Here is a 20,299-nt window from a genome sequence, read left to right on the forward strand (position 1 = left end):
CCAGACGCTACCCCGAACCGCTGGGGTACCGTCGATCGCGATGGCCACGACTGAGGAGTGCCGCGCCGCACTCGAAAAGCTCTCGGACAACATGCAGCGTGCCGAAGGGGACGTCGCCGCGGCGGCGGCCCTGGACCGTTCGGTCAGCTGCCACATCACCGACCTGGACGTCACGTTCGCCGGCCGCATGGCGGGCGGCCGGATCCATGTCCACGAGACGCTCCAGGGCCCACCCCGGGAGAAGGCCCAGATCAGACTGAGCATGGCCGGCGACGACCTGGTCGCCCTGGTCGACGGAGAGCTGCACTTCGCCAAGGCCTGGGGCTCGGGCCGGGTGAAGCTGCACGCGGGCGTGCGCGACCTGCTGGTACTCAGGAAGATTCTGTAGCCGCGACCTTCGCGCCCTGGTCCTTCTCGCCCTGGTCCTTCTCGCCCTGCTCCTTCTCGATCTGCTCCCTCTTGACCTGCTCCTTCTCGATCTGCTCCTTCTTGACCTGGCCCTTCTCGATCTGCTCCTTCGTGACCTGGTCCTTCTTGACCTGTTCCCGCGCCTTCCGCGCCGCCGGCACCACCAACGGCGTCCCCGTCTCCGGGTCGTCGATGACCTGGCACCGCAGCCCGAAGACCTCCTCGACCAGCTCGGCCGTGACGATGTCGTTCGGCGCGCCCTCGGCGATGATCTCCCCGCCGCGCAGGGCGATGAGGTGCGTGGCGTAGCGGGCGGCGTGGTTGAGGTCGTGCAGGACGGCGACCAGCGTGCGGCCCTGCTCCTCGTGCAGCTCCGCGCACAGGTCGAGGACGTCGATCTGGTGCTGGATGTCGAGGTAGGTCGTCGGCTCGTCGAGCAGCAGCAGCGGCGTCTGCTGGGCGAGCGCCATCGCGATCCACACGCGCTGCCGCTGACCGCCGGAGAGTTCGTCGACATAGCGATCCGCGAGCTCGGCGACCCCGGTCTGTTCCATCGACTCCTGGACGACCTGCTCGTCCTCGGTCGACCACTGGCGCAGGATGCCCTGGTGCGGATACCGGCCACGGCCCACCAGGTCGGCGACGGTGATCCCGTCCGGCGCGATCGACGACTGCGGCAGCAGGCCCAGCGTGCGCGCGACCTTCTTCGCCGGCATCGACTGGATGACCTGCCCGTCCAGCAGGACCCGGCCCTGGCTGGGCTTGAGCATCCGTGACAGGGCCCGCAGCAGCGTGGACTTGCCGCACGCGTTCGGGCCGACGATCACGGTGAAGGAGTTGTCGGGTATCTCCACCGACAGTTGCTCGGCGATGACCCGCTGGTCGTAGGCGAGGGTGACGTTGTCGGCGGACAGGCGGTTCACAATGCTCCTTCGGTTGTTCAGCCCGCTGCTGTTCTTGTTGCTGCTGCCGGTGCTCATATCCGGCCCGCCTTGCGCTCGGTGACCAGCAGCCAGAGCAGGTATACGCCGCCGAGCACGCCCGTGACCACGCCCACGGGCATCTGATCGGCCCCGAAGACCCGCTGCGAGATCCAGTCGGCGGTGACGAGGAGTGCGGCGCCCATGCACAGCGAGGGCAGCAGGTTCGGCCCCGGCGAGCGGGTCAGGCGCCGAGCGAGCTGCGGGGCGGTGAGGGCCACGAAACTGACGGGGCCGGCGGCGGCGGTGGCGGCCGCGGTGAGCAGCACGGCCGCCAGCATCAGCAGCAGCCGTACGCGTTCGACACGCACCCCGAGGGCGTACGAGACATCGTCGCCCATCTCCATCATCCGCAGCCCGCGCGCGTTGGCGAGGACGAGCGGGACGAGGACGGCGCACAGTGCGAGCAGCGGCCAGACCTGGGCCCAGTCACGGCCGCTGAGGGAGCCGGTCATCCACACGACCGAGCGGGCCGCGTCGACCAGGTCGGCCTTGGTGAGCAGGTAGCCGTTGACCGCCGTCATGATCGCGGACATACCGATACCGACCAGGACCAGTCGATAGCCATGCACGCCCCGCTTCCAGGCGAGCAGATAGATGGCGAGTCCGGTCGCGAGCCCGCCCACGAGCGCACCGACGGTGACCTGGCCCGCGTCCCCGGAGAACAGCACGATCATCACGAGCGCGCCGGCCGTCGCCCCCTGCCCGAGACCGAGGATGTCCGGGCTGCCCAGCGGGTTGCGGGACAGCGCCTGGAACAGCGCACCGCCGAGGCCGAGTGAGGCACCGACCAGGAGGCCGACGAGGACCCGCGGCAGCCGCAGCTCGTTGACGATGAACTCCTGCCCCGCGTTCCCGTCACCGAGCAGCGTCTTGAGCACGTCGCCCGCCGGGATTGGGAAGTCGCCGGTGCCGATCAGCACGACGCTCGCGGCGAGCGCGGCGACCAGCAACAGCACGACGACGGTCAGCGCCCGCACGTCCAGCCGGACGGAGAGCCCGCCCGGAGCCCGTACGGCACGGTTGGCCCGGACGTGCTTCCCCCCACCGTTCACCGCGCTCTTCGCCGCGACGTTCACTTCGCCCTTCGCTTCCCTCTTCACCGCGGTCTTCACAGCTGGGCCGTCCTCCGCCGTCGTACGAGAAAGATGAAGACCGGTCCGCCGAGGATCGCGGTGACGATGCCGACCTGGAGCTCCGAGGGCCGGGCCACGATCCGGCCGAGGACATCGGCGCCGAGCAGCAGCACCGGCGACAGGACGGCCGCGTACGGCAGGATCCAGCGCAGGTCGGGCCCGGTGAAGGAGCGCACGACGTGCGGCACCATCAGGCCGACGAACACGATCGGCCCGCAGGCGGCGGTCGCGGCCCCGCACAGCACGGTCGCCGCGAGCATCGACAGCACCCGGGTGCGGTTCAGGTTCGCGCCGAGGGCCTTCGCCGTGTCGTCACCCATCTCCATGGCATTCAGCGGCCGGGCGAGGGCGAGCGCGAGGACCATGCCGACGACGAGGAACGGCAGCACCTGCTCGATGGTCGAGTCCGTCGCCGAGGTCAGCGAACCGACCGTCCAGAAGCGCATCTTGTTCAGCGCCGCGTCATCCATGATCATCACGGCCTGGAGATAGCCGTACAGCGCGGCACTGATCGCCGTACCGGCGAGCGCGAGCCGCACCGGCGTGGCACCCCGGCTGCCGCCGAGGAACCAGACCATCGCCCCGACCGCGGCCGCGCCGAGGAAGGCGAACCAGACGTAGCCGCTCAGGCTCGTGACACCGAAGAAGGTGATGGCGGTGACGACCGCGGCGGACGCGCCCGCGTTGATGCCGAGCAGACCGGGATCGGCGAGCGGATTGCGGGTGAGCGCCTGCAACACGGCCCCGGCGAGACCGAGCGCGGCGCCGGCGAGCAGGCCGAGGACGGTGCGCGAGATCCGGTCGTCGACCACGACGTCGCCGTACGTGCCCGAGGCCTCGAACAGGCCGTGCCAGACCTCCCCGAGGGACAGCTGTTTCGCCCCGACCGCGATGCTCGCCAAGGCGACGACCACCAGAATCAGGACAGAGACGAGCAGCCCAACGGCACGTATCGCCCGTCGGGTTGGGGGCGCGGACTGAGGCTCCGCGCGCTGTTCGGGAGGACTGTCGACCAACACGCAGTTAGGTTAGCCTACCCTCCCATTCGGCCACGATCCCGCCGTACGCCGTCACAACCCCGGCCACGATCCCTCCCGCCGACGTCACAACCCCAGCGGCAACGTCTCTCTCCGAAGTCACAACCCCAGCGGCAACGCCCCCTCCGACGTCACAACCCCAGCCGCGCCAGCCCCTTCCCCGCGTCCAGGCCGCAGGAGCCGTCCCCGGCCGCGGTCCAGGCCGCCGCACACAGCGCCCGCAGCCCGTCCAAGGCCTCGCCCTCACCGTCGAGTTCCAGCCGCTCCGCCCTGGCGGCAGCCGTCCAGCCACCGCACCGGAAGCCTTCCCCGTCCGCCACGATGTCGGGCTGCCCGGTGAGCAACCCCCGCAGATCGGCGTCGACATACGTCGGCCGGTGCTGCGGCGGCGCGGCGAGAAGCTGGGCGCCGTCGGTCACGCCGGTCAGCACGAGCAGCGAGTCGACCTCCCCGTTGAACGCACCCTCGATGTCCGTGTCCAGCCGGTCCCCCACCACCAGCGGCCGCTCGGCACCCGTCCGCAGGATCGTCTCCCGGTGCATCGGAGGCAACGGCTTGCCCGCCACCTGCGGCTCGGCACCGGTGGCAATGCGCACGACCTCCACCGCCGCACCGTTGCCCGGCGCGATCCCCCGCCCACTCGGAATCGTCAGGTCGGTGTTGGACGCGAACCAGGGCACCCCGCGCGCGACCGCGTACGAAGCCTCCGCGAACCGTCCCCACGGCAGCTCGGGCCCGCCGAACCCCTGCACGACCGCCGCCGGATCGTCGTCCGCCGACTCCACGGGCTCCAGCCCGCGCTCCCGCAGCGCCACCCGCAGCCCCTCCCCACCGATCACCAGCACCCGGGCACCCGCCGGCACCTGCTCACTGATCAGCCGCGCGACCGCCTGCGCCGAGGTGATGACGTCGTCCGCCCCCGTGGGTATGCCCAGCTCCGTCAGATGCGCGGCCACGATGTCCGGAGTCCGCAGCGCGTTGTTCGTGACGTACGCGAGACGCATCCCGCCCGCACGGGCCACCGCCAGCGAGTCGACCGCATGCGCGATCGCGTTACCACCCGCGTACACCACACCGTCGAGGTCGAGCAGCGCCGTGTCGTACGCCTCGCTCAGGGCCTGGCCACTGCCCTCGGGCCTCGTCCTGACGCTCTGGCTCATTCCGCATCGCTCCTCGTTCGACGGCTTTCCCCCGATCATCCCCCATGCCACTGACACCCGTACGATGCCGGGATGAACACAGCAGGTCACCCGGAAGCAACGGCGCGCCGAGGCCTCGAACTGACCCCGTTCCGAGGACTTCGCTACGACCCCGACCGGGTCGGCAGCCTGGCTGCCGTGACATCCCCTCCGTACGACGTCGTCGTCCGCCCCGACGGCCTGCACCAGCTCCAGGACTCGGACCCGTACAACATCGTCCGCCTGATCCTCCCCCAGGCCGGCACCCCCAGCGCCCGCAACGAACAGGCCGCCGAGACCCTGCGCCGCTGGCTCTCCGAAGGCGTCCTGACCGCCGACACCGAGCCCGGCCTCTACGTCTACGAACAGCACGACGGGGACGGCATGCTGCAGCGCGGCATCATCGGCGCCCTGCTCGTGACGGAGCCCTCGGAGGGCCTGGTCCTGCCGCACGAGGACGTCATGCCGCACGTGGTCGCCGACCGCGCGGCCCTGATGCGCGCCACGTCCGCGAACCTCGAACCCCTGCTGCTGACCTACCGCGGCAACGGAACGGCAGCCGAAGCGACGGCAGTCATCGAGCGCACGGTCGAACGCCCGCCGCTCTTCTCGACCACCACGGAGGACGGCTTCAGCCACCGCCTGTGGTCGATCACCAACCCGGCCGACCTGGCCCGCGTCCAGTCCGACCTGACCCGCCACCAGGCCCTGATCGCCGACGGCCACCACCGCTGGGCGACATATCGCCGGCTACGCGCGGAGCACGCCTCCCCCAGCCCCTGGGACTACGGTCTCGTCCTCCTGGTCGACACGGCCCGATACCCCCTCCGCGTCCGCGCCATCCACCGCCTCCTGCACGACGTAGCGGTGCCGGACGCCCTGGCCGCCCTCGACGGCCACTTCCGCGTACGCCGCCTCGAAGTCCCGCTGCCCGAGGCCCTGGAGACGCTCGCCGACACGGCCTGCGCGGGCAACGCCTACCTCCTCGCCGGAGACGGCACCTTCCACCTCGTCGACCACCCGGAGCCGGCCCTCCTCGACCGTACGGTCCCCACCGACCGCCCCGCCGCCTGGCGCACCCTGGACGCGACGGTCCTGCACGCCACCCTCCTCGCCCACATCTGGCACGTCCCCGAGGACGACCCCACCCGCATCGCCTACATCCACGACACCGCCGCCACCGTCAGAAAAGCGGAACGCGACGGCGGTACGGCCGTCCTGATGCACCCGGTCCGCGAGGACGTCGTACGCGACCTCGCCCGCCAGGGCGTCACGATGCCCCGCAAGTCGACGTCGTTCGGCCCGAAACCGGCCTCGGGCCTGGTGCTGCGCGCACTGGACCTCTGAACGCCGAAGGGCGGGACCCCTGTCCGGAGTCCCGCCCTTCACTTCACGCGCCGCCTACTCCTTGCCGTCCTCGTCGGACCCGGCCGGAGCCTGCTCGTCACCGTTGCCGGCGCCCTCGGTCTCGTTCCCGCCCTCGTCCTCGTTCTCGTCGAGGGCGTCGACGAACTCGACACCGTCCAGCTCGGCGAGCCGGTCGGAGGCGTCCGTGCTGCCGTCCTTGTCGGCCTCGACGGCCTTGGCGAACCACTCCCGCGCCTCACCCCGCCGCCCGGCCGCCATCAGCGCGTCGGCGTAGGCGTACCGCAGCCGCGCGGTCCACGGCTGTACGGCGTTGGAGGCGAGCTCGGGGCTCTGCAGCGTCACGATGGCCGCGTCCAACTGCCCCAGGTCACGCCGGGCGCCGGCCGCGACGAGCCGCATCTCGACCTGCCCGGCCTTGTCCAGCTTGTGCACCTCGGGCGCCCCGGCCATGTCCAGCGCCTTCTCCGGCCGCCCCAGCCCACGCTCGCAGTCCGCCATGAGCGGCCACAGGTCCACGGTCCCGGTCATCCGCCGCGCGGCCCGGAACTCGGCAAGCGCCTCGGCGTACTTCTGGTTCGCGTACGCCGCGAACCCGCCCGCCTCACGTACGGCAGCGACACGCGACGCCAGCCGCAGGGCCACCTTGGAGTAGCCGTAAGCGCCCTCGGGGTCCTCGTCGATGAGCCGCGCGACCATCACCAGGTTCCTGGCGACATCGTCCGCGAGCGTCTTCGGCAGGCTCTGCAGCTCCTGCCGTACGTCCTTGTCGATCTCGTCGCCCGTGACGTCCTCGGGGATCGGCAGCCGCTTGATCGGCTCGCGGTCCCGGTCACGATCCCGCTCATCACGGAACCGGCCACCGCCGCGCCGGTCGTCGCCACCGCGTCGGTCGTCCCGTCCACGGAAGCCACCGGGCCGTCCACCGCGGTCATCCCTGCGGGGCCCACGTCCGCCACGGTCGTCCCGCCGGTCGTCCCGCCCACGGAACCCACCGCGCTCCCCCCGGTTGTCATCGCGACGGAAGCCACCACGATCCCCACGGTCACCGCTGTCCCGGCGGTCGTCACGCCGGAACCCACCCCGGTCACCACGGTCGTCGCCCCGGCGGTCATCACGACGATCATCCCGCCGCTCGTAGCTCCCACGGTTGTCGTCACGACGGAAGCCGCCACGATCCCCACGGTCAACACGATCATCACGGCGCTCGAAGCCGCCACGGTTGTCATCGCGACGGAAGCCGCCACGATCCCCACGGTCAACACGATCATCACGGCGCTCGAAGCCGCCACGGTTGTCGTCACGACGGAAGCCGCCACGATCCCCACGGTCACCGCTGTCGCGACGATCGTCACGGCGGAAGCCGCGGTCACGGTCGTCACGCCGACCGTACCCACCACGGTCACCGCCGTCGCGGCGGTCGTCACGGCGGTCGTCACGACGGAAGCCGCCACGGTCATCGCTCCGACGGTCATCACGTCGGTCGTCGCGGCGCCCGAAGCCGCCGCGGTTGTCATCACGACGGAAGCCACCACGATCGTCGTCGCGGCGCTCTCCACGCTCGCCTCGGTCGTCCCTGCGGAAGGCAGGACGGTCACCGTCGCGCCGGAATCCACGGTCGCGGTCGTCGCGACGGGGCCCAGCAGGCCGGTCATCGCGCCGGAACGGCGGCCGAGACCCTCGGTCGTCGCCACCCCGTCGGTCGTCGCGCCGGTCATCACGTCGGTCGTCGCGCCGATCATCGCGGCGGCCATGACCACCACGGCTGTCATCACGACGGAAGCCACCCCGGTCACCACGGTCATCGCCCCGGCGGTCATCACGCCGGTCATCACGCCGGCCGTACCCGCCACGGCCGGCGCCGCTGCCACCGCGGTCGTTGTCGCGACGGAAACCGCCGCGCTCTCCACGGTCGCCACGATCGCCGCGGTCACCACTGTCCCGTCGCCGCTGGTCGCGCTCCGGTCGGTCGTCGGGAGAGTTGGTGGACATCGGTGACTCCTGTCTTCGGTACTACAAGCATTGTAAAAACGAAAGGACCCCTGGTCCCAGCTGAACGCTGGTGACCAGGGGTCCTTCCCAAAGATTGTTCGGCGGCGTCCTACTCTCCCACAGGGTCCCCCCTGCAGTACCATCGGCGCTGTAAGGCTTAGCTTCCGGGTTCGGAATGTAACCGGGCGTTTCCCTCACGCTATAACCACCGAAACCCTAATGGTTTCGAGCGAACAAGCACACTTTTCTTTTGTCTGTTCTACTCAAAGCCGACAACGGTCGTTGTCTCAGAACTGACACAGTGGACGCGAGCAACTGAGGACAAGCCCTCGGCCTATTAGTACCGGTCACCTCCACACGTTACCGTGCTTCCAGATCCGGCCTATCAACCCAGTCGTCTACTGGGAGCCTTACCCCATCAAGTGGGTGGGAGTCCTCATCTCGAAGCAGGCTTCCCGCTTAGATGCTTTCAGCGGTTATCCCTCCCGAACGTAGCCAACCAGCCATGCCCTTGGCAGAACAACTGGCACACCAGAGGTTCGTCCGTCCCGGTCCTCTCGTACTAGGGACAGCCCTTCTCAAGACTCCTACGCGCACAGCGGATAGGGACCGAACTGTCTCACGACGTTCTAAACCCAGCTCGCGTACCGCTTTAATGGGCGAACAGCCCAACCCTTGGGACCGACTCCAGCCCCAGGATGCGACGAGCCGACATCGAGGTGCCAAACCATCCCGTCGATATGGACTCTTGGGGAAGATCAGCCTGTTATCCCCGGGGTACCTTTTATCCGTTGAGCGACGGCGCTTCCACAAGCCACCGCCGGATCACTAGTCCCGACTTTCGTCCCTGCTCGACCCGTCGGTCTCACAGTCAAGCTCCCTTGTGCACTTACACTCAACACCTGATTGCCAACCAGGCTGAGGGAACCTTTGGGCGCCTCCGTTACTCTTTAGGAGGCAACCGCCCCAGTTAAACTACCCATCAGACACTGTCCCTGATCCGGATCACGGACCCAGGTTAGACATCCAGCACGACCAGAGTGGTATTTCAACGACGACTCCACGAACACTGGCGTGCCCGCTTCAAAGTCTCCCACCTATCCTACACAAGCCGAACCGAACACCAATATCAAACTGTAGTAAAGGTCCCGGGGTCTTTCCGTCCTGCTGCGCGAAACGAGCATCTTTACTCGTAGTGCAATTTCACCGGGCCTATGGTTGAGACAGTCGAGAAGTCGTTACGCCATTCGTGCAGGTCGGAACTTACCCGACAAGGAATTTCGCTACCTTAGGATGGTTATAGTTACCACCGCCGTTTACTGGCGCTTAAGTTCTCAGCTTCGCCACCCCGAAGAGTGACTAACCGGTCCCCTTAACGTTCCAGCACCGGGCAGGCGTCAGTCCGTATACATCGCCTTACGGCTTCGCACGGACCTGTGTTTTTAGTAAACAGTCGCTTCTCGCTGGTCTCTGCGGCCACCCCCAGCTCGAGGAGCAAGTCCTCTCACCAGACGTGGCCCCCCTTCTCCCGAAGTTACGGGGGCATTTTGCCGAGTTCCTTAACCATAGTTCACCCGAACGCCTCGGTATTCTCTACCTGACCACCTGAGTCGGTTTAGGGTACGGGCCGCCATGAAACTCGCTAGAGGCTTTTCTCGACAGCATAGGATCATCCACTTCACCACAATCGGCTCGGCATCAGGTCTCAGACTATGTGCCAGGCGGATTTACCTACCTGACGTCCTACACCCTTACCCCGGGACAACCACCGCCCGGGATGGACTACCTTCCTGCGTCACCCCATCACTCACCTACTGCAAGTCTGGTTCGTCGGCTCCACCACTCCCCTTTGCCCGAAGGCTCCAGGGCGGCTTCACGGACTTAGCATCGCCTGGTTCAATGTTTGACGCTTCACAGCGGGTACCGGAATATCAACCGGTTATCCATCGACTACGCCTGTCGGCCTCGCCTTAGGTCCCGACTTACCCTGGGCAGATCAGCTTGACCCAGGAACCCTTAGTCAATCGGCGCACACGTTTCTCACGTGTGAATCGCTACTCATGCCTGCATTCTCACTCGTGAACCGTCCACCACTGCCTTCCGGCGCGGCTTCACCCGGCACACGACGCTCCCCTACCCATCACAGCAGGCGTTGGCCCTATATGCTGCAATGACACGACTTCGGCGGTACGCTTGAGCCCCGCTACATTGTCGGCGCGGAATCACTAGACCAGTGAGCTATTACGCACTCTTTCAAGGGTGGCTGCTTCTAAGCCAACCTCCTGGTTGTCTCTGCGACTCCACATCCTTTCCCACTTAGCGTACGCTTAGGGGCCTTAGTCGATGCTCTGGGCTGTTTCCCTCTCGACCATGGAGCTTATCCCCCACAGTCTCACTGCCGCGCTCTCACTTACCGGCATTCGGAGTTTGGCTAAGGTCAGTAACCCGGTAGGGCCCATCGCCTATCCAGTGCTCTACCTCCGGCAAGAAACACACGACGCTGCACCTAAATGCATTTCGGGGAGAACCAGCTATCACGGAGTTTGATTGGCCTTTCACCCCTAACCACAGGTCATCCCCCAGGTTTTCAACCCTGGTGGGTTCGGTCCTCCACGAAGTCTTACCTCCGCTTCAACCTGCCCATGGCTAGATCACTCCGCTTCGGGTCTTGAGCGCGCTACTATACCGCCCTATTCGGACTCGCTTTCGCTACGGCTTCCCCACACGGGTTAACCTCGCAACACACCGCAAACTCGCAGGCTCATTCTTCAAAAGGCACGCAGTCACGAGACACCAGCAAGCTGATGTCCGACGCTCCCACGGCTTGTAGGCACACGGTTTCAGGTACTATTTCACTCCCCTCCCGGGGTACTTTTCACCATTCCCTCACGGTACTATCCGCTATCGGTCACCAGGGAATATTTAGGCTTAGCGGGTGGTCCCGCCAGATTCACACGGGATTTCTCGGGCCCCGTGCTACTTGGGTGTCTCTCAAACGAGCCGCTGACGTTTCGACTACGGGGGTCTTACCCTCTACGCCGGACCTTTCGCATGTCCTTCGTCTACATCAACGGTTTCTGACTCGCCTCACAGCCGGCAGACTGTGAAAGAGAGATCCCACAACCCCGTACACGCAACCCCTGCCGGGTCTCACACGTATACGGTTTAGCCTCATCCGGTTTCGCTCGCCACTACTCCCGGAATCACGGTTGTTTTCTCTTCCTGCGGGTACTGAGATGTTTCACTTCCCCGCGTTCCCTCCACATACCCTATGTGTTCAGGTATGGGTGACAGCCCATGACGACTGCCGGGTTTCCCCATTCGGAAACCCCCGGATCAAAGCCTGGTTGACGACTCCCCGGGGACTATCGTGGCCTCCCACGTCCTTCATCGGTTCCTGGTGCCAAGGCATCCACCGTGCGCCCTTAAAAACTTGGCCACAGATGCTCGCGTCCACTGTGCAGTTCTCAAACAACGACCAGCCACCCATCACCCCCGGTACAAACCGGAGTTCACTGGGGCCGGCTTCCGAAGCACAACCTCACGGCCGTTACTTCAGACACCCAACAGCGTGCCCGACACGATCAGTTGATGAGCTTCGCGTTCCACGCCGAAGCAGTACTAACGCTCTCATCCATACTGAACCGTGCCGAATAATCAACGTTCCACCCATGAGCAACCAGCATCAGACATTCGCCGATGTACTGGCCTCTGGACTGCCGAGGCAGCCTAGAAGTGCTCCTTAGAAAGGAGGTGATCCAGCCGCACCTTCCGGTACGGCTACCTTGTTACGACTTCGTCCCAATCGCCAGTCCCACCTTCGACAGCTCCCTCCCACAAGGGGTTGGGCCACCGGCTTCGGGTGTTACCGACTTTCGTGACGTGACGGGCGGTGTGTACAAGGCCCGGGAACGTATTCACCGCAGCAATGCTGATCTGCGATTACTAGCAACTCCGACTTCATGGGGTCGAGTTGCAGACCCCAATCCGAACTGAGACCGGCTTTTTGAGATTCGCTCCACCTCGCGGTATCGCAGCTCATTGTACCGGCCATTGTAGCACGTGTGCAGCCCAAGACATAAGGGGCATGATGACTTGACGTCGTCCCCACCTTCCTCCGAGTTGACCCCGGCGGTCTCCTGTGAGTCCCCATCACCCCGAAGGGCATGCTGGCAACACAGGACAAGGGTTGCGCTCGTTGCGGGACTTAACCCAACATCTCACGACACGAGCTGACGACAGCCATGCACCACCTGTACACCGACCACAAGGGGGCGCCTGTCTCCAGACGTTTCCGGTGTATGTCAAGCCTTGGTAAGGTTCTTCGCGTTGCGTCGAATTAAGCCACATGCTCCGCTGCTTGTGCGGGCCCCCGTCAATTCCTTTGAGTTTTAGCCTTGCGGCCGTACTCCCCAGGCGGGGAACTTAATGCGTTAGCTGCGGCACCGACGACGTGGAATGTCGCCAACACCTAGTTCCCACCGTTTACGGCGTGGACTACCAGGGTATCTAATCCTGTTCGCTCCCCACGCTTTCGCTCCTCAGCGTCAGTAATGGCCCAGAGATCCGCCTTCGCCACCGGTGTTCCTCCTGATATCTGCGCATTTCACCGCTACACCAGGAATTCCGATCTCCCCTACCACACTCTAGCTAGCCCGTATCGAATGCAGACCCGGGGTTAAGCCCCGGGCTTTCACACCCGACGTGACAAGCCGCCTACGAGCTCTTTACGCCCAATAATTCCGGACAACGCTTGCGCCCTACGTATTACCGCGGCTGCTGGCACGTAGTTAGCCGGCGCTTCTTCTGCAGGTACCGTCACTTTCGCTTCTTCCCTGCTGAAAGAGGTTTACAACCCGAAGGCCGTCATCCCTCACGCGGCGTCGCTGCATCAGGCTTTCGCCCATTGTGCAATATTCCCCACTGCTGCCTCCCGTAGGAGTCTGGGCCGTGTCTCAGTCCCAGTGTGGCCGGTCGCCCTCTCAGGCCGGCTACCCGTCGTCGCCTTGGTGAGCCATTACCTCACCAACAAGCTGATAGGCCGCGGGCTCATCCTTCACCGCCGGAGCTTTCGACCCTCACAGATGCCTGCGAGAGTGATATCCGGTATTAGACCCCGTTTCCAGGGCTTGTCCCAGAGTGAAGGGCAGATTGCCCACGTGTTACTCACCCGTTCGCCACTAATCCCCACCGAAGTGGTTCATCGTTCGACTTGCATGTGTTAAGCACGCCGCCAGCGTTCGTCCTGAGCCAGGATCAAACTCTCCGTGAATGTTTTCCCGTAATCGGGATGAACACCACGAGAGCGGAACAGCCAGGCGGAATAAGCCCGGCCGTTCACAGCGTCCTCGCTGTGTTTTTTCAAAGGAACCTCGCCCCAGCAGATGCTGGAGACGGGGTATCAACATATCTGGCGTTGATTTTTGGCACGCTGTTGAGTTCTCAAGGAACGGACGCTTCCTTTGTACTCACCCTCTCGGGCTTTCCTCCGGGCGCTTCCCTTCGGTCTTGCGTTTCCGACTCTATCAGATCTTTTTCCGATCCGATTTCCTCGGGGCCACCCCGCTTTAGCGGGATATTGGCACTTGTCGTGGGGCTCTGGCTTTCGCCGTCGGCCTTTCGACATTCACTACGTTAGCCGATTCCCCCGCCCGATTCACAATCGGGCTCTGTGGACTCGAATTCGGGCATGCGGGCACGCCGAACATCGACCCCGTTGAGGGTGTTCGTATGTAGTGGGTTGGCCGCTCCGGCTGCTGACTTCGCAGTACCCGGTTCAGCGGCTCGGGCTACGTTACGCGCCTCGCCTAGGCGCGTCAACTTCGGCGTCGCCTCGGGGCGTGGGCCCGATAGGGGCTCACCGTGGGGTCGTTGGCGATCCAGAAGCGCCAGGGGTGGATGTCCCCGTTTCCTCCGTCGCCCGCAACGCCGGTGCGGGGGCCGTTCCGTACCTGGTCGGAGGGGACCGGGGTGCCGGTGAGGACCCTCAGTGGGGTCTCGCCGGAGGTGCATGCGTCTGTGCCGTCCAAGGCTCGGTCCACATCCAGGGCGGTGGCCAGGCGGGCCGGGCCTTTGGCCAGTTCCTTGTCGTTGCGGGCCGAGAGTCGACGGGTGCGGGCGAGCTCGGCGCCCTCGACGATCTCGCCGGCGCGCAGCAGGACCGCGCATGCCTGGCCGTCGGGTCCGCACACCAGGTTCATGCAGTGCCACATGCCGTAGGTGAAGTAGACGTAGACGTGTCCGGGGGGACCGAACATCACGTCATTGCGGGGCGTACGGCCGCGATAGGCATGGGAGCCGGGGTCGTTCGGGCCGTCGTAGGCCTCGACCTCCGTGAGGCGGAGTGCGATCGGACCGTCCGGGGTGGTGCGTACCAGGATGCGGCCCAGGAGGTCGGGGGCGACTTCCAGGACGGGCCGGTCGAAGAAGCTCCGGGACAGGGGCGTACGGTCGGGGGTCGCGATCATGCCGTCCGAGGGTAGTGCAGACGGGTGGTCGCGACGGGGTGGTCAGGGGGCGTGCGCCTTGCCAGGGTGGGGACGCGGAACCGGCCACGGCCGGATCGCGTTTGTAAGGATCAAGGATCCACTCTGAAAAGAGGAGAGTCATGGCGTTCAAGAAGCTGCTCGCGAGCCTGGGGGCCGGCGGGGCTTCGGTCGAGACGGTGCTGACCGAGGTCAACGTCGTTCCGGGCGGTGTCGTCCAGGGTGAGGTGCGGATTCAGGGCGGGTCCGTGAAGCAGGACATCGAGGGCCTGTCCGTGGGCCTGCAGGCGCGTGTCGAGGTCGAGGGCCAGGACTCGGAGTACAAGCAGGACATCGAGTTCACGAAGCTGCAGCTCGGTGGTGCCTTCGAGCTGCAGGCCGGGGGCGTGCACGCGGTGCCCTTCGGGCTGGAGATCCCGTGGGAGACGCCGGTCACGACGATCGACGGTCAGACGCTGCGTGGCATGAACATCGGTGTGACGACGGAGCTGTCGATCGCGCGGGCCGTGGACTCCACCGACCTGGACCCGATCAACGTGCACCCGCTGCCCGCGCAGAAGGCGATCCTCGACGCCTTCATCCAGCTGGGCTTCCGCTTCAAGAGCGCGGACATGGAGCGCGGCCACATCCGGGGTACGCGGCAGAAGCTGCCGTTCTACCAGGAGATCGAGTTCTTCCCGCCGCAGCAGTACCGGGGTATCAACCAGGTCGAGTTGAGCTTCGTCGCGGACGAGCACACGATGGACGTCGTCCTGGAAATGGACAAGAAGCCGGGGCTGTTCAGCTCGGGCAGCGACACCTTCCGGTCGTTCCAGGTGGGTCTGAACGACTTCCAGGGGACCGACTGGGCGGCCTATCTCAACCAGTGGCTGTCCGAGGTCGGCAGCAAGCGCAACTGGTCCTAGGCTCGGAACGACTGATTCCGCTGTTCCCTCAGGAGGTATCGACGTGACCGAGCTCAAGAGGCGGCCGCTGCCCCACGACTTCCACCCGCCCGTGCCGTCCTTCACGGTCACGAGCGAGGACGTCGAGTCCGGTGGGACCCTCAAGGACGCTCAGGTCCAAGCGGCCGGCAACACCTCGCCGCAGCTGCGCTGGGAGGGCTTCCCGGCCGAGACCAAGAGCTTCGCGGTGACGTGCTACGACCCGGACGCCCCTACGGGCAGCGGGTTCTGGCACTGGGTCCTGTTCGACATCCCTGCCTCGGTCACCGAGCTGCCGGTGGGTGCGGGCAGCGGCAAGTTCGAGGGGCTGCCGGAGGGTGCGGTCCACGCTCGTAACGACTACGGGTCGAAGGACTTCGGCGGTGCCGCGCCGCCGCCCGGGGACGGGCCGCACCGCTATGTGTTCACGGTGTACGCCGTGGACCAGGAGAAGCTCGGTCCGGACTCGGACGCCAGCCCGGCGGTCGTCGGCTTCAACCTGCGGTTCCACACGATCGCGCGTGCCCATGTGATCGCCGAGTACGAGGTGCCCGCCGAAGCCTGACGTTCATGGAACGTTTGCCCGCCCCTGGTCATGGAAGTGATCGGGGGCGGGCATTTTTTATTTCGTTGTCCATCTCGGCGTGCCCGGCCAGAGTTGATCCCAGCCCGCCAGGGGGTGGGCAGGTGCGCACGGGAGGTGGGCTGCAATGCGGGACACGCTGGTACTGAACGCGAGCTTCGAGCCGCTGTCGACGGTGACGTTGAACCGAGCCATCGTTCTGGTGCTTCAGGACAAGGCCGTCGTCGAGCAGGCCCACCCCGAACTGCGGATGCGTGGAGCCGCTGTCGACATACCGGCGCCCCGGGTGATCAGGCTCTGCAGGTACGTACGGGTGCCGTTCCGAAGACAAGCGCCGTGGTCGAGGCGGGGTGTACTGGTACGGGACAGGCACCGGTGCGCGTACTGCGGGCGTAGGGCTACGACCGTGGACCACGTGGTGCCTCGGTCGCGGGGTGGGCAGGACACGTGGCTGAATACGGTCGCTTCGTGTGCGGAGGACAATCATCGGAAGGCGGACCGGACGCCTGAGCAGGCGGGTATGCCCCTGTTGAGGGAGCCGTTCGAGCCGACGCCGGCCGATGCGATGTTGCTGGCGCTGGGGGCCGACGATCTTGCAGCACTTCCGGATTGGCTGGCAATGGACGCTGCCTGACTCTTCGCCGTAGGGGCACGGGTGAATCGTGGGCTGCGGGTTCGCTGTGGCTTGTCGCGCCACGCGGCGGAGCCGCAAATCGACACAGTCCCGCGCCCCCAAAAGCCTTTGGGGCCCGCCTCCCTCAGGAGGCGGGCCCCTCTGTCGTACGGCCGACTTCGCGTCAGTCGATCGACGGCTTCTCTCGGCGTTCTGTACCGGTGTTGCCGGAGGAGCCGTTGCCGGAACCGCCGCCCAGGCCGCCCAGGTTGCCCATGGCGCCGGAGAGGCCCTTGAGGGCGTCGCCGATTTCGCTGGGGACGATCCAGAGCTTGTTGGCGTCGCCTTCGGCGATCTTCGGGAGCATCTGGAGGTACTGGTAGGAGAGGAGCTTCTGGTCGGGGTCGCCGGCGTGGATCGCTTCGAAGACCGTGCGGACCGCCTGGGCTTCGCCTTCCGCGCGCAGGGCGGCGGCCTTGGCCTCACCTTCGGCGCGGAGGATCTGGGACTGCTTCTCACCTTCGGCGGTGAGGATCGCGGCCTGGCGCGTACCTTCGGCGGTGAGGATCGCCGCGCGCTTGTCACGGTCGGCGCGCATCTGCTTCTCCATCGAGTCCTGGATGGAGGTGGGCGGTTCGATCGCCTTGAGCTCGACGCGGTTGACGCGGATGCCCCACTTGCCCGTCGCCTCGTCGAGGACACCGCGCAGGGCCGCGTTGATCTCCTCGCGGGAGGTCAGGGTCCGCTCCAGGTCCATGCCACCGATGATGTTGCGGAGTGTGGTGACGGTGAGCTGCTCGATCGCCTGGATGTAGCTGGCGACCTCGTAGGTGGCGGCGCGGGCGTCGGTCACCTGGTAGTAGATGACCGTGTCGATGTTCACGACCAGGTTGTCCTGGGTGATCACCGGCTGCGGCGGGAACGGTACGACCTGTTCGCGCAGGTCGATGCGGTTGCGGATGGTGTCGATGAACGGGACCACGATGTTGAGGCCCGCGTTGAGTGTCCGCGTGTAACGGCCGAAGCGTTCGACGATGGCCGCGCTCGCCTGTGGGATGACCTGGATCGTCTTGATCAGGGCGATGAAGACCAACACCACCAGAATGATCAAGACGATGATGACCGGTTCCATCGTCGTTTCCCCGTATCCCTTCTTCGCTGCGGCAACTTCGGCAGATCTTATGGTTGTTGAAGATCTTGCTGGTCGAGTCTGACAGACCGTCGCGTGGCCCGTGGCGCGTTTGCGCCACTTACGTCGTGCGAGGTCACATGACGATGGCCGTGGCCCCCTCGATGTCCACGACGTCCACTTCCTGGCCCACCTCGTAGGCGCGGTCGGTGTCGAGGGAGCGTGCGGACCAGACCTCTCCGGCGAGCTTGATCCGGCCGCCGGACGCGTCGACGCGCTCCAGTACGACGGCCTGTTTGCCCTTCAAGGCGTCGATGCCGGTGGCGAGTTGGGGCCGCTGCGCGCGATGTCGGTTCGCGATGGGCCGTACGACGGCTATGAGTGCGGTCGAGACGACGACGAAGGACACGACCTGGACGACGGCGTCACCCCCGAAGATGCCGGCGACCACCGCGGCCGCGACGGCGCCCACCGCGAGCATGCCGAGTTCGGGCATCGCGGTGATCACGAGCCCGATGCCGAGCGCTGCCGCGCCTATCAACCACCAAACCCACGCGTCGATTTCCACATGGTCATGGTAGGACCGCGGGCCCTGCCGCGGACAGGGCACCGATCGTTTGAAAGAGCCTTCTTACCGGGGTTTCGCGGGGTGAAGGAGTGGGTCAGGACAGCGGGAGGCCCTGTGCGGTCCAGCGGTCGCCGACCTGTTCGACGACGAGCGGGAGGCCGAAGCAGAGGGAGAGGTTGCGGGAGGTGAGTTCGAGTTCCATCGGGCCGGCGGCGAGGACCTTGCCCTGGCGGATCATCAGGACGTGGGTGAAGCCCGGGGGGATCTCCTCGACGTGGTGGGTGACCATGAGCATCGAGGGGGCGATCGGGTCGCGGGCGAGGCGGCCGAGCCGGCGGACGAGGTCCTCGCGGCCGCCGAGGTCGAGGCCGGCGGCGGGCTCGTCGAGGAGGAGCAGCTCGGGGTCGGCCATCAGGGCGCGGGAGATCAGGGTGCGCTTGCGCTCGCCCTCGGAGAGGGTGCCGAACTTCCTGTCGACGTAGTCGCTCATGCCGAGGCGGTCGAGGAAGGCGCGGGCGCGCTGCTCGTCGACGTCCTCGTAGTCCTCGTTCCAGGTGGCGGTCATGCCGTACGCGGCGGTCAGGACGGTCTGGAGGACGGTCTGGCGCTTGGGCAGCTTCTCGGTCATGGCGATGCCGGCCACGCCGATGCGCGGGCGCAGCTCGAAGACGTCGGTGCCGGGCTTGCCGAGGGTCTCGCCGAGGATGGTGGCGGTGCCCGTGGACGGGAAGAGGTAGCTGGAGGCGAGGTTCAGGAGGGTGGTCTTGCCGGCGCCGTTGGGGCCGAGGATGACCCAGCGCTCGCCCTCCTTGACCGACCAGGAGACCTGGTCCACCAGAGCCCGGCCCTCACGGACCACGGATACGTCCTGAAGCTCCAGAACATCGCTCATGAGCGCGTTGTCTCCCCTTGCAGTGTGACCGGTGTCGGCGTCTCGGCGTCTCGGTGGTCGCGTGCGCCGGTGGGCGCAGCCCTCAAGGAAATCTACGCCACCGGTCGGGCGCTTCATTCCATCGGTCCGGTCCTTAGGGTGGGGGCATGCTCTCGGAACCACGTTCAGGACGCCTTGCCGCTTGGGGAAATGCCCTTTTGGCCGGACTTGTCTCGCCGGATGACGCTGTGCTGGAGATCGTCGGGGACGATGCCGTGCACCGGGTGGAGGGGCTGCCGGGTGAGTCGGCGCCCGTCGGGCTCACGCTGGCGTTGGGCCGGCTGCGGGCGCTCGGGGTGAGCGGGCTGCGGGTCGCGCTGCCGGCGCCGGGGCATCCTCTGGGGCTGAGCGGTCCGCCGGAGTTCAATGCGCGGGCGATCGACGCCGAGGAGGCGGTGATCTGTCACGGCGCCGCGTTGGGGTTGGTCCCGGAGGTGTACGAGGCCGGGCCCGACGGTGATGTACATGTCGAGGTCGTCTGGCATGTGCTGCCGGTGCGGGAGGCGCCGCCCGCGGATGTGCCGTCGCTGGGGGAGGCGGAGCGGGAGCTCGCGGAGGCCCTGCGGGATGCGACCGAGGTGTTGTCGCGGCTGGACGTCGCCGGGTCGGGGCCGGTGGCCGAGGCGGCGATCGATGCGTATCGGGCGCGGGCCGAGCGGGGGCGGGAGGTGTTGGCGCCGGGGTATCCGCCGCGGGCGGTGCGGGTGCTGGAACTTGCGCAGCGGGTGGGGTTGTTGGTCTCGCTGGCGTACGAGAACGGGCACGGGGGTGCGGTCAGCTCCGCTGAGATGGGGGCTCGGGCGGAGGCGTTGCGGCCGGTGGAGCGGGTGGCTCGGCGGGCGCTCGTCGCGGCGTACAACTCCGTCGTGGAGGAGCGGGAGCGGGGGGTTCGGTGAGCGTCGGTGTGGTTGTGATCGGTGTTGGTGTGGCCGTCCTCCGGGGGCTCCGCCCACAGACCCCCGTATCGGCCT

Annotated in this window: 15 protein-coding genes and 3 rRNA genes; 6 read left to right on the forward strand and 12 right to left on the reverse strand. The window is 66.4% G+C overall.

All coding sequences use genetic code 11. The annotated features are described in order from the left end of the window. Positions 1-40 precede the first annotated feature (40 nt). Complete coding sequence (locus ABIE67_RS11335; protein WP_370256311.1) at positions 41-388, forward strand: sterol-binding protein; 348 nt, start codon at positions 41-43, stop codon at positions 386-388. Here ABIE67_RS11335 and ABIE67_RS11340 read toward each other — a convergent pair. The 4 genes from ABIE67_RS11340 to ABIE67_RS11355 all read right to left on the reverse strand — a co-directional run bounded on the left by ABIE67_RS11340 (position 372) and on the right by ABIE67_RS11355 (position 4,721). Then, entirely contained in the window at positions 372-1,388 is a 1,017-nt protein-coding gene (locus tag ABIE67_RS11340; protein ID WP_370256312.1) for an ABC transporter ATP-binding protein, read from the reverse strand. The two genes, ABIE67_RS11335 and ABIE67_RS11340, sit on opposite strands and share 17 nt — an antisense overlap. Then, positions 1,385-2,443, reverse strand: coding sequence for a FecCD family ABC transporter permease (locus ABIE67_RS11345; RefSeq protein ID WP_370268458.1), 1,059 nt, complete (start codon positions 2,441-2,443; stop codon positions 1,385-1,387). The genes ABIE67_RS11340 and ABIE67_RS11345 overlap by 4 nt, the downstream gene beginning before the upstream one ends. Before the next feature lie 56 nt (positions 2,444-2,499). Then, positions 2,500-3,543 (reverse strand): FecCD family ABC transporter permease, encoded by a 1,044-nt coding sequence (locus tag ABIE67_RS11350; protein WP_370256313.1) that lies wholly within the window; start codon positions 3,541-3,543, stop codon positions 2,500-2,502. A gap of 149 nt (positions 3,544-3,692) precedes the next feature. Continuing rightward, on the reverse strand, positions 3,693-4,721 hold the full coding sequence (locus ABIE67_RS11355) for an HAD hydrolase-like protein (RefSeq protein WP_370256314.1): 1,029 nt from the start codon (positions 4,719-4,721) through the stop codon (positions 3,693-3,695). 72 nt (positions 4,722-4,793) lie between these two features. Here ABIE67_RS11355 and ABIE67_RS11360 point away from each other — a divergent pair, with 72 nt between their 5' ends. Then, a complete protein-coding gene (locus ABIE67_RS11360) occupies positions 4,794-6,086 on the forward strand; it encodes a DUF1015 domain-containing protein (protein WP_370256315.1) in 1,293 nt (430 codons plus the stop codon). A gap of 54 nt (positions 6,087-6,140) precedes the next feature. Here the strand turns inward: ABIE67_RS11360 and ABIE67_RS11365 are convergent, their stop codons facing one another. The 5 genes from ABIE67_RS11365 to ABIE67_RS11385 form a co-directional block, all read right to left on the reverse strand. Then, on the reverse strand, positions 6,141-6,911 hold the full coding sequence (locus ABIE67_RS11365; protein WP_370268463.1) for a hypothetical protein: 771 nt from the start codon (positions 6,909-6,911) through the stop codon (positions 6,141-6,143). A 1,281-nt stretch (positions 6,912-8,192) separates the two neighbouring features. Next, a 5S ribosomal RNA gene (rrf, locus tag ABIE67_RS11370) occupies positions 8,193-8,309 on the reverse strand. Positions 8,310-8,413: 104 nt separating this feature from the next. Beyond that, positions 8,414-11,535, reverse strand: a 23S ribosomal RNA gene (locus ABIE67_RS11375). A 307-nt stretch (positions 11,536-11,842) separates the two neighbouring features. Further along, positions 11,843-13,368: ribosomal RNA gene (locus tag ABIE67_RS11380) — 16S ribosomal RNA — on the reverse strand. Together the 16S, 23S and 5S rRNA genes form the textbook arrangement of a ribosomal RNA operon. Positions 13,369-13,912: 544 nt before the next feature. Further along, on the reverse strand, positions 13,913-14,563 hold the full coding sequence (locus ABIE67_RS11385) for a DNA-3-methyladenine glycosylase (RefSeq protein WP_370256316.1): 651 nt from the start codon (positions 14,561-14,563) through the stop codon (positions 13,913-13,915). 140 nt (positions 14,564-14,703) lie between these two features. Between ABIE67_RS11385 and ABIE67_RS11390 the strand changes: the two genes are divergently transcribed. The 3 genes from ABIE67_RS11390 (at position 14,704) to ABIE67_RS11400 (ending at position 16,721) form a co-directional block, all read left to right on the forward strand. Beyond that, entirely contained in the window at positions 14,704-15,486 is a 783-nt protein-coding gene (locus ABIE67_RS11390; protein WP_370256317.1) for a sporulation protein, read from the forward strand. Between the two features lie 43 nt (positions 15,487-15,529). Then, positions 15,530-16,069: a YbhB/YbcL family Raf kinase inhibitor-like protein gene (locus ABIE67_RS11395; protein ID WP_370256318.1), complete on the forward strand. Its 540-nt coding sequence runs from the start codon at positions 15,530-15,532 to the stop codon at positions 16,067-16,069. Positions 16,070-16,214: 145 nt separating this feature from the next. Further along, positions 16,215-16,721, forward strand: a complete 507-nt coding sequence (locus ABIE67_RS11400) for an HNH endonuclease (RefSeq protein ID WP_370256319.1) — start codon at positions 16,215-16,217, stop codon at positions 16,719-16,721. Between the two features lie 163 nt (positions 16,722-16,884). Here the strand turns inward: ABIE67_RS11400 and ABIE67_RS11405 are convergent, their stop codons facing one another. The 3 genes from ABIE67_RS11405 to ABIE67_RS11415 form a co-directional block, all read right to left on the reverse strand. Further along, on the reverse strand, positions 16,885-17,832 hold the full coding sequence (locus tag ABIE67_RS11405) for an SPFH domain-containing protein (RefSeq protein ID WP_370256320.1): 948 nt from the start codon (positions 17,830-17,832) through the stop codon (positions 16,885-16,887). Between the two features lie 133 nt (positions 17,833-17,965). After that, the gene (locus tag ABIE67_RS11410) at positions 17,966-18,397 is read right to left on the reverse strand and encodes an NfeD family protein (protein WP_370256321.1); all 432 of its coding nucleotides are present in this window, start codon (positions 18,395-18,397) and stop codon (positions 17,966-17,968) included. Between the two features lie 94 nt (positions 18,398-18,491). After that, positions 18,492-19,289: an ABC transporter ATP-binding protein gene (locus ABIE67_RS11415; RefSeq protein WP_370256322.1), complete on the reverse strand. Its 798-nt coding sequence runs from the start codon at positions 19,287-19,289 to the stop codon at positions 18,492-18,494. 146 nt (positions 19,290-19,435) lie between these two features. Here ABIE67_RS11415 and ABIE67_RS11420 point away from each other — a divergent pair, with 146 nt between their 5' ends. After that, positions 19,436-20,224, forward strand: coding sequence for a hypothetical protein (locus tag ABIE67_RS11420; protein WP_370256323.1), 789 nt, complete (start codon positions 19,436-19,438; stop codon positions 20,222-20,224). The last annotated feature ends 75 nt before the right edge of the window (positions 20,225-20,299 follow it).

The organism is Streptomyces sp. V4I8 (assembly GCF_041261225.1).
Taxonomy (GTDB): Bacteria; Actinomycetota; Actinomycetes; order Streptomycetales; family Streptomycetaceae; genus Streptomyces.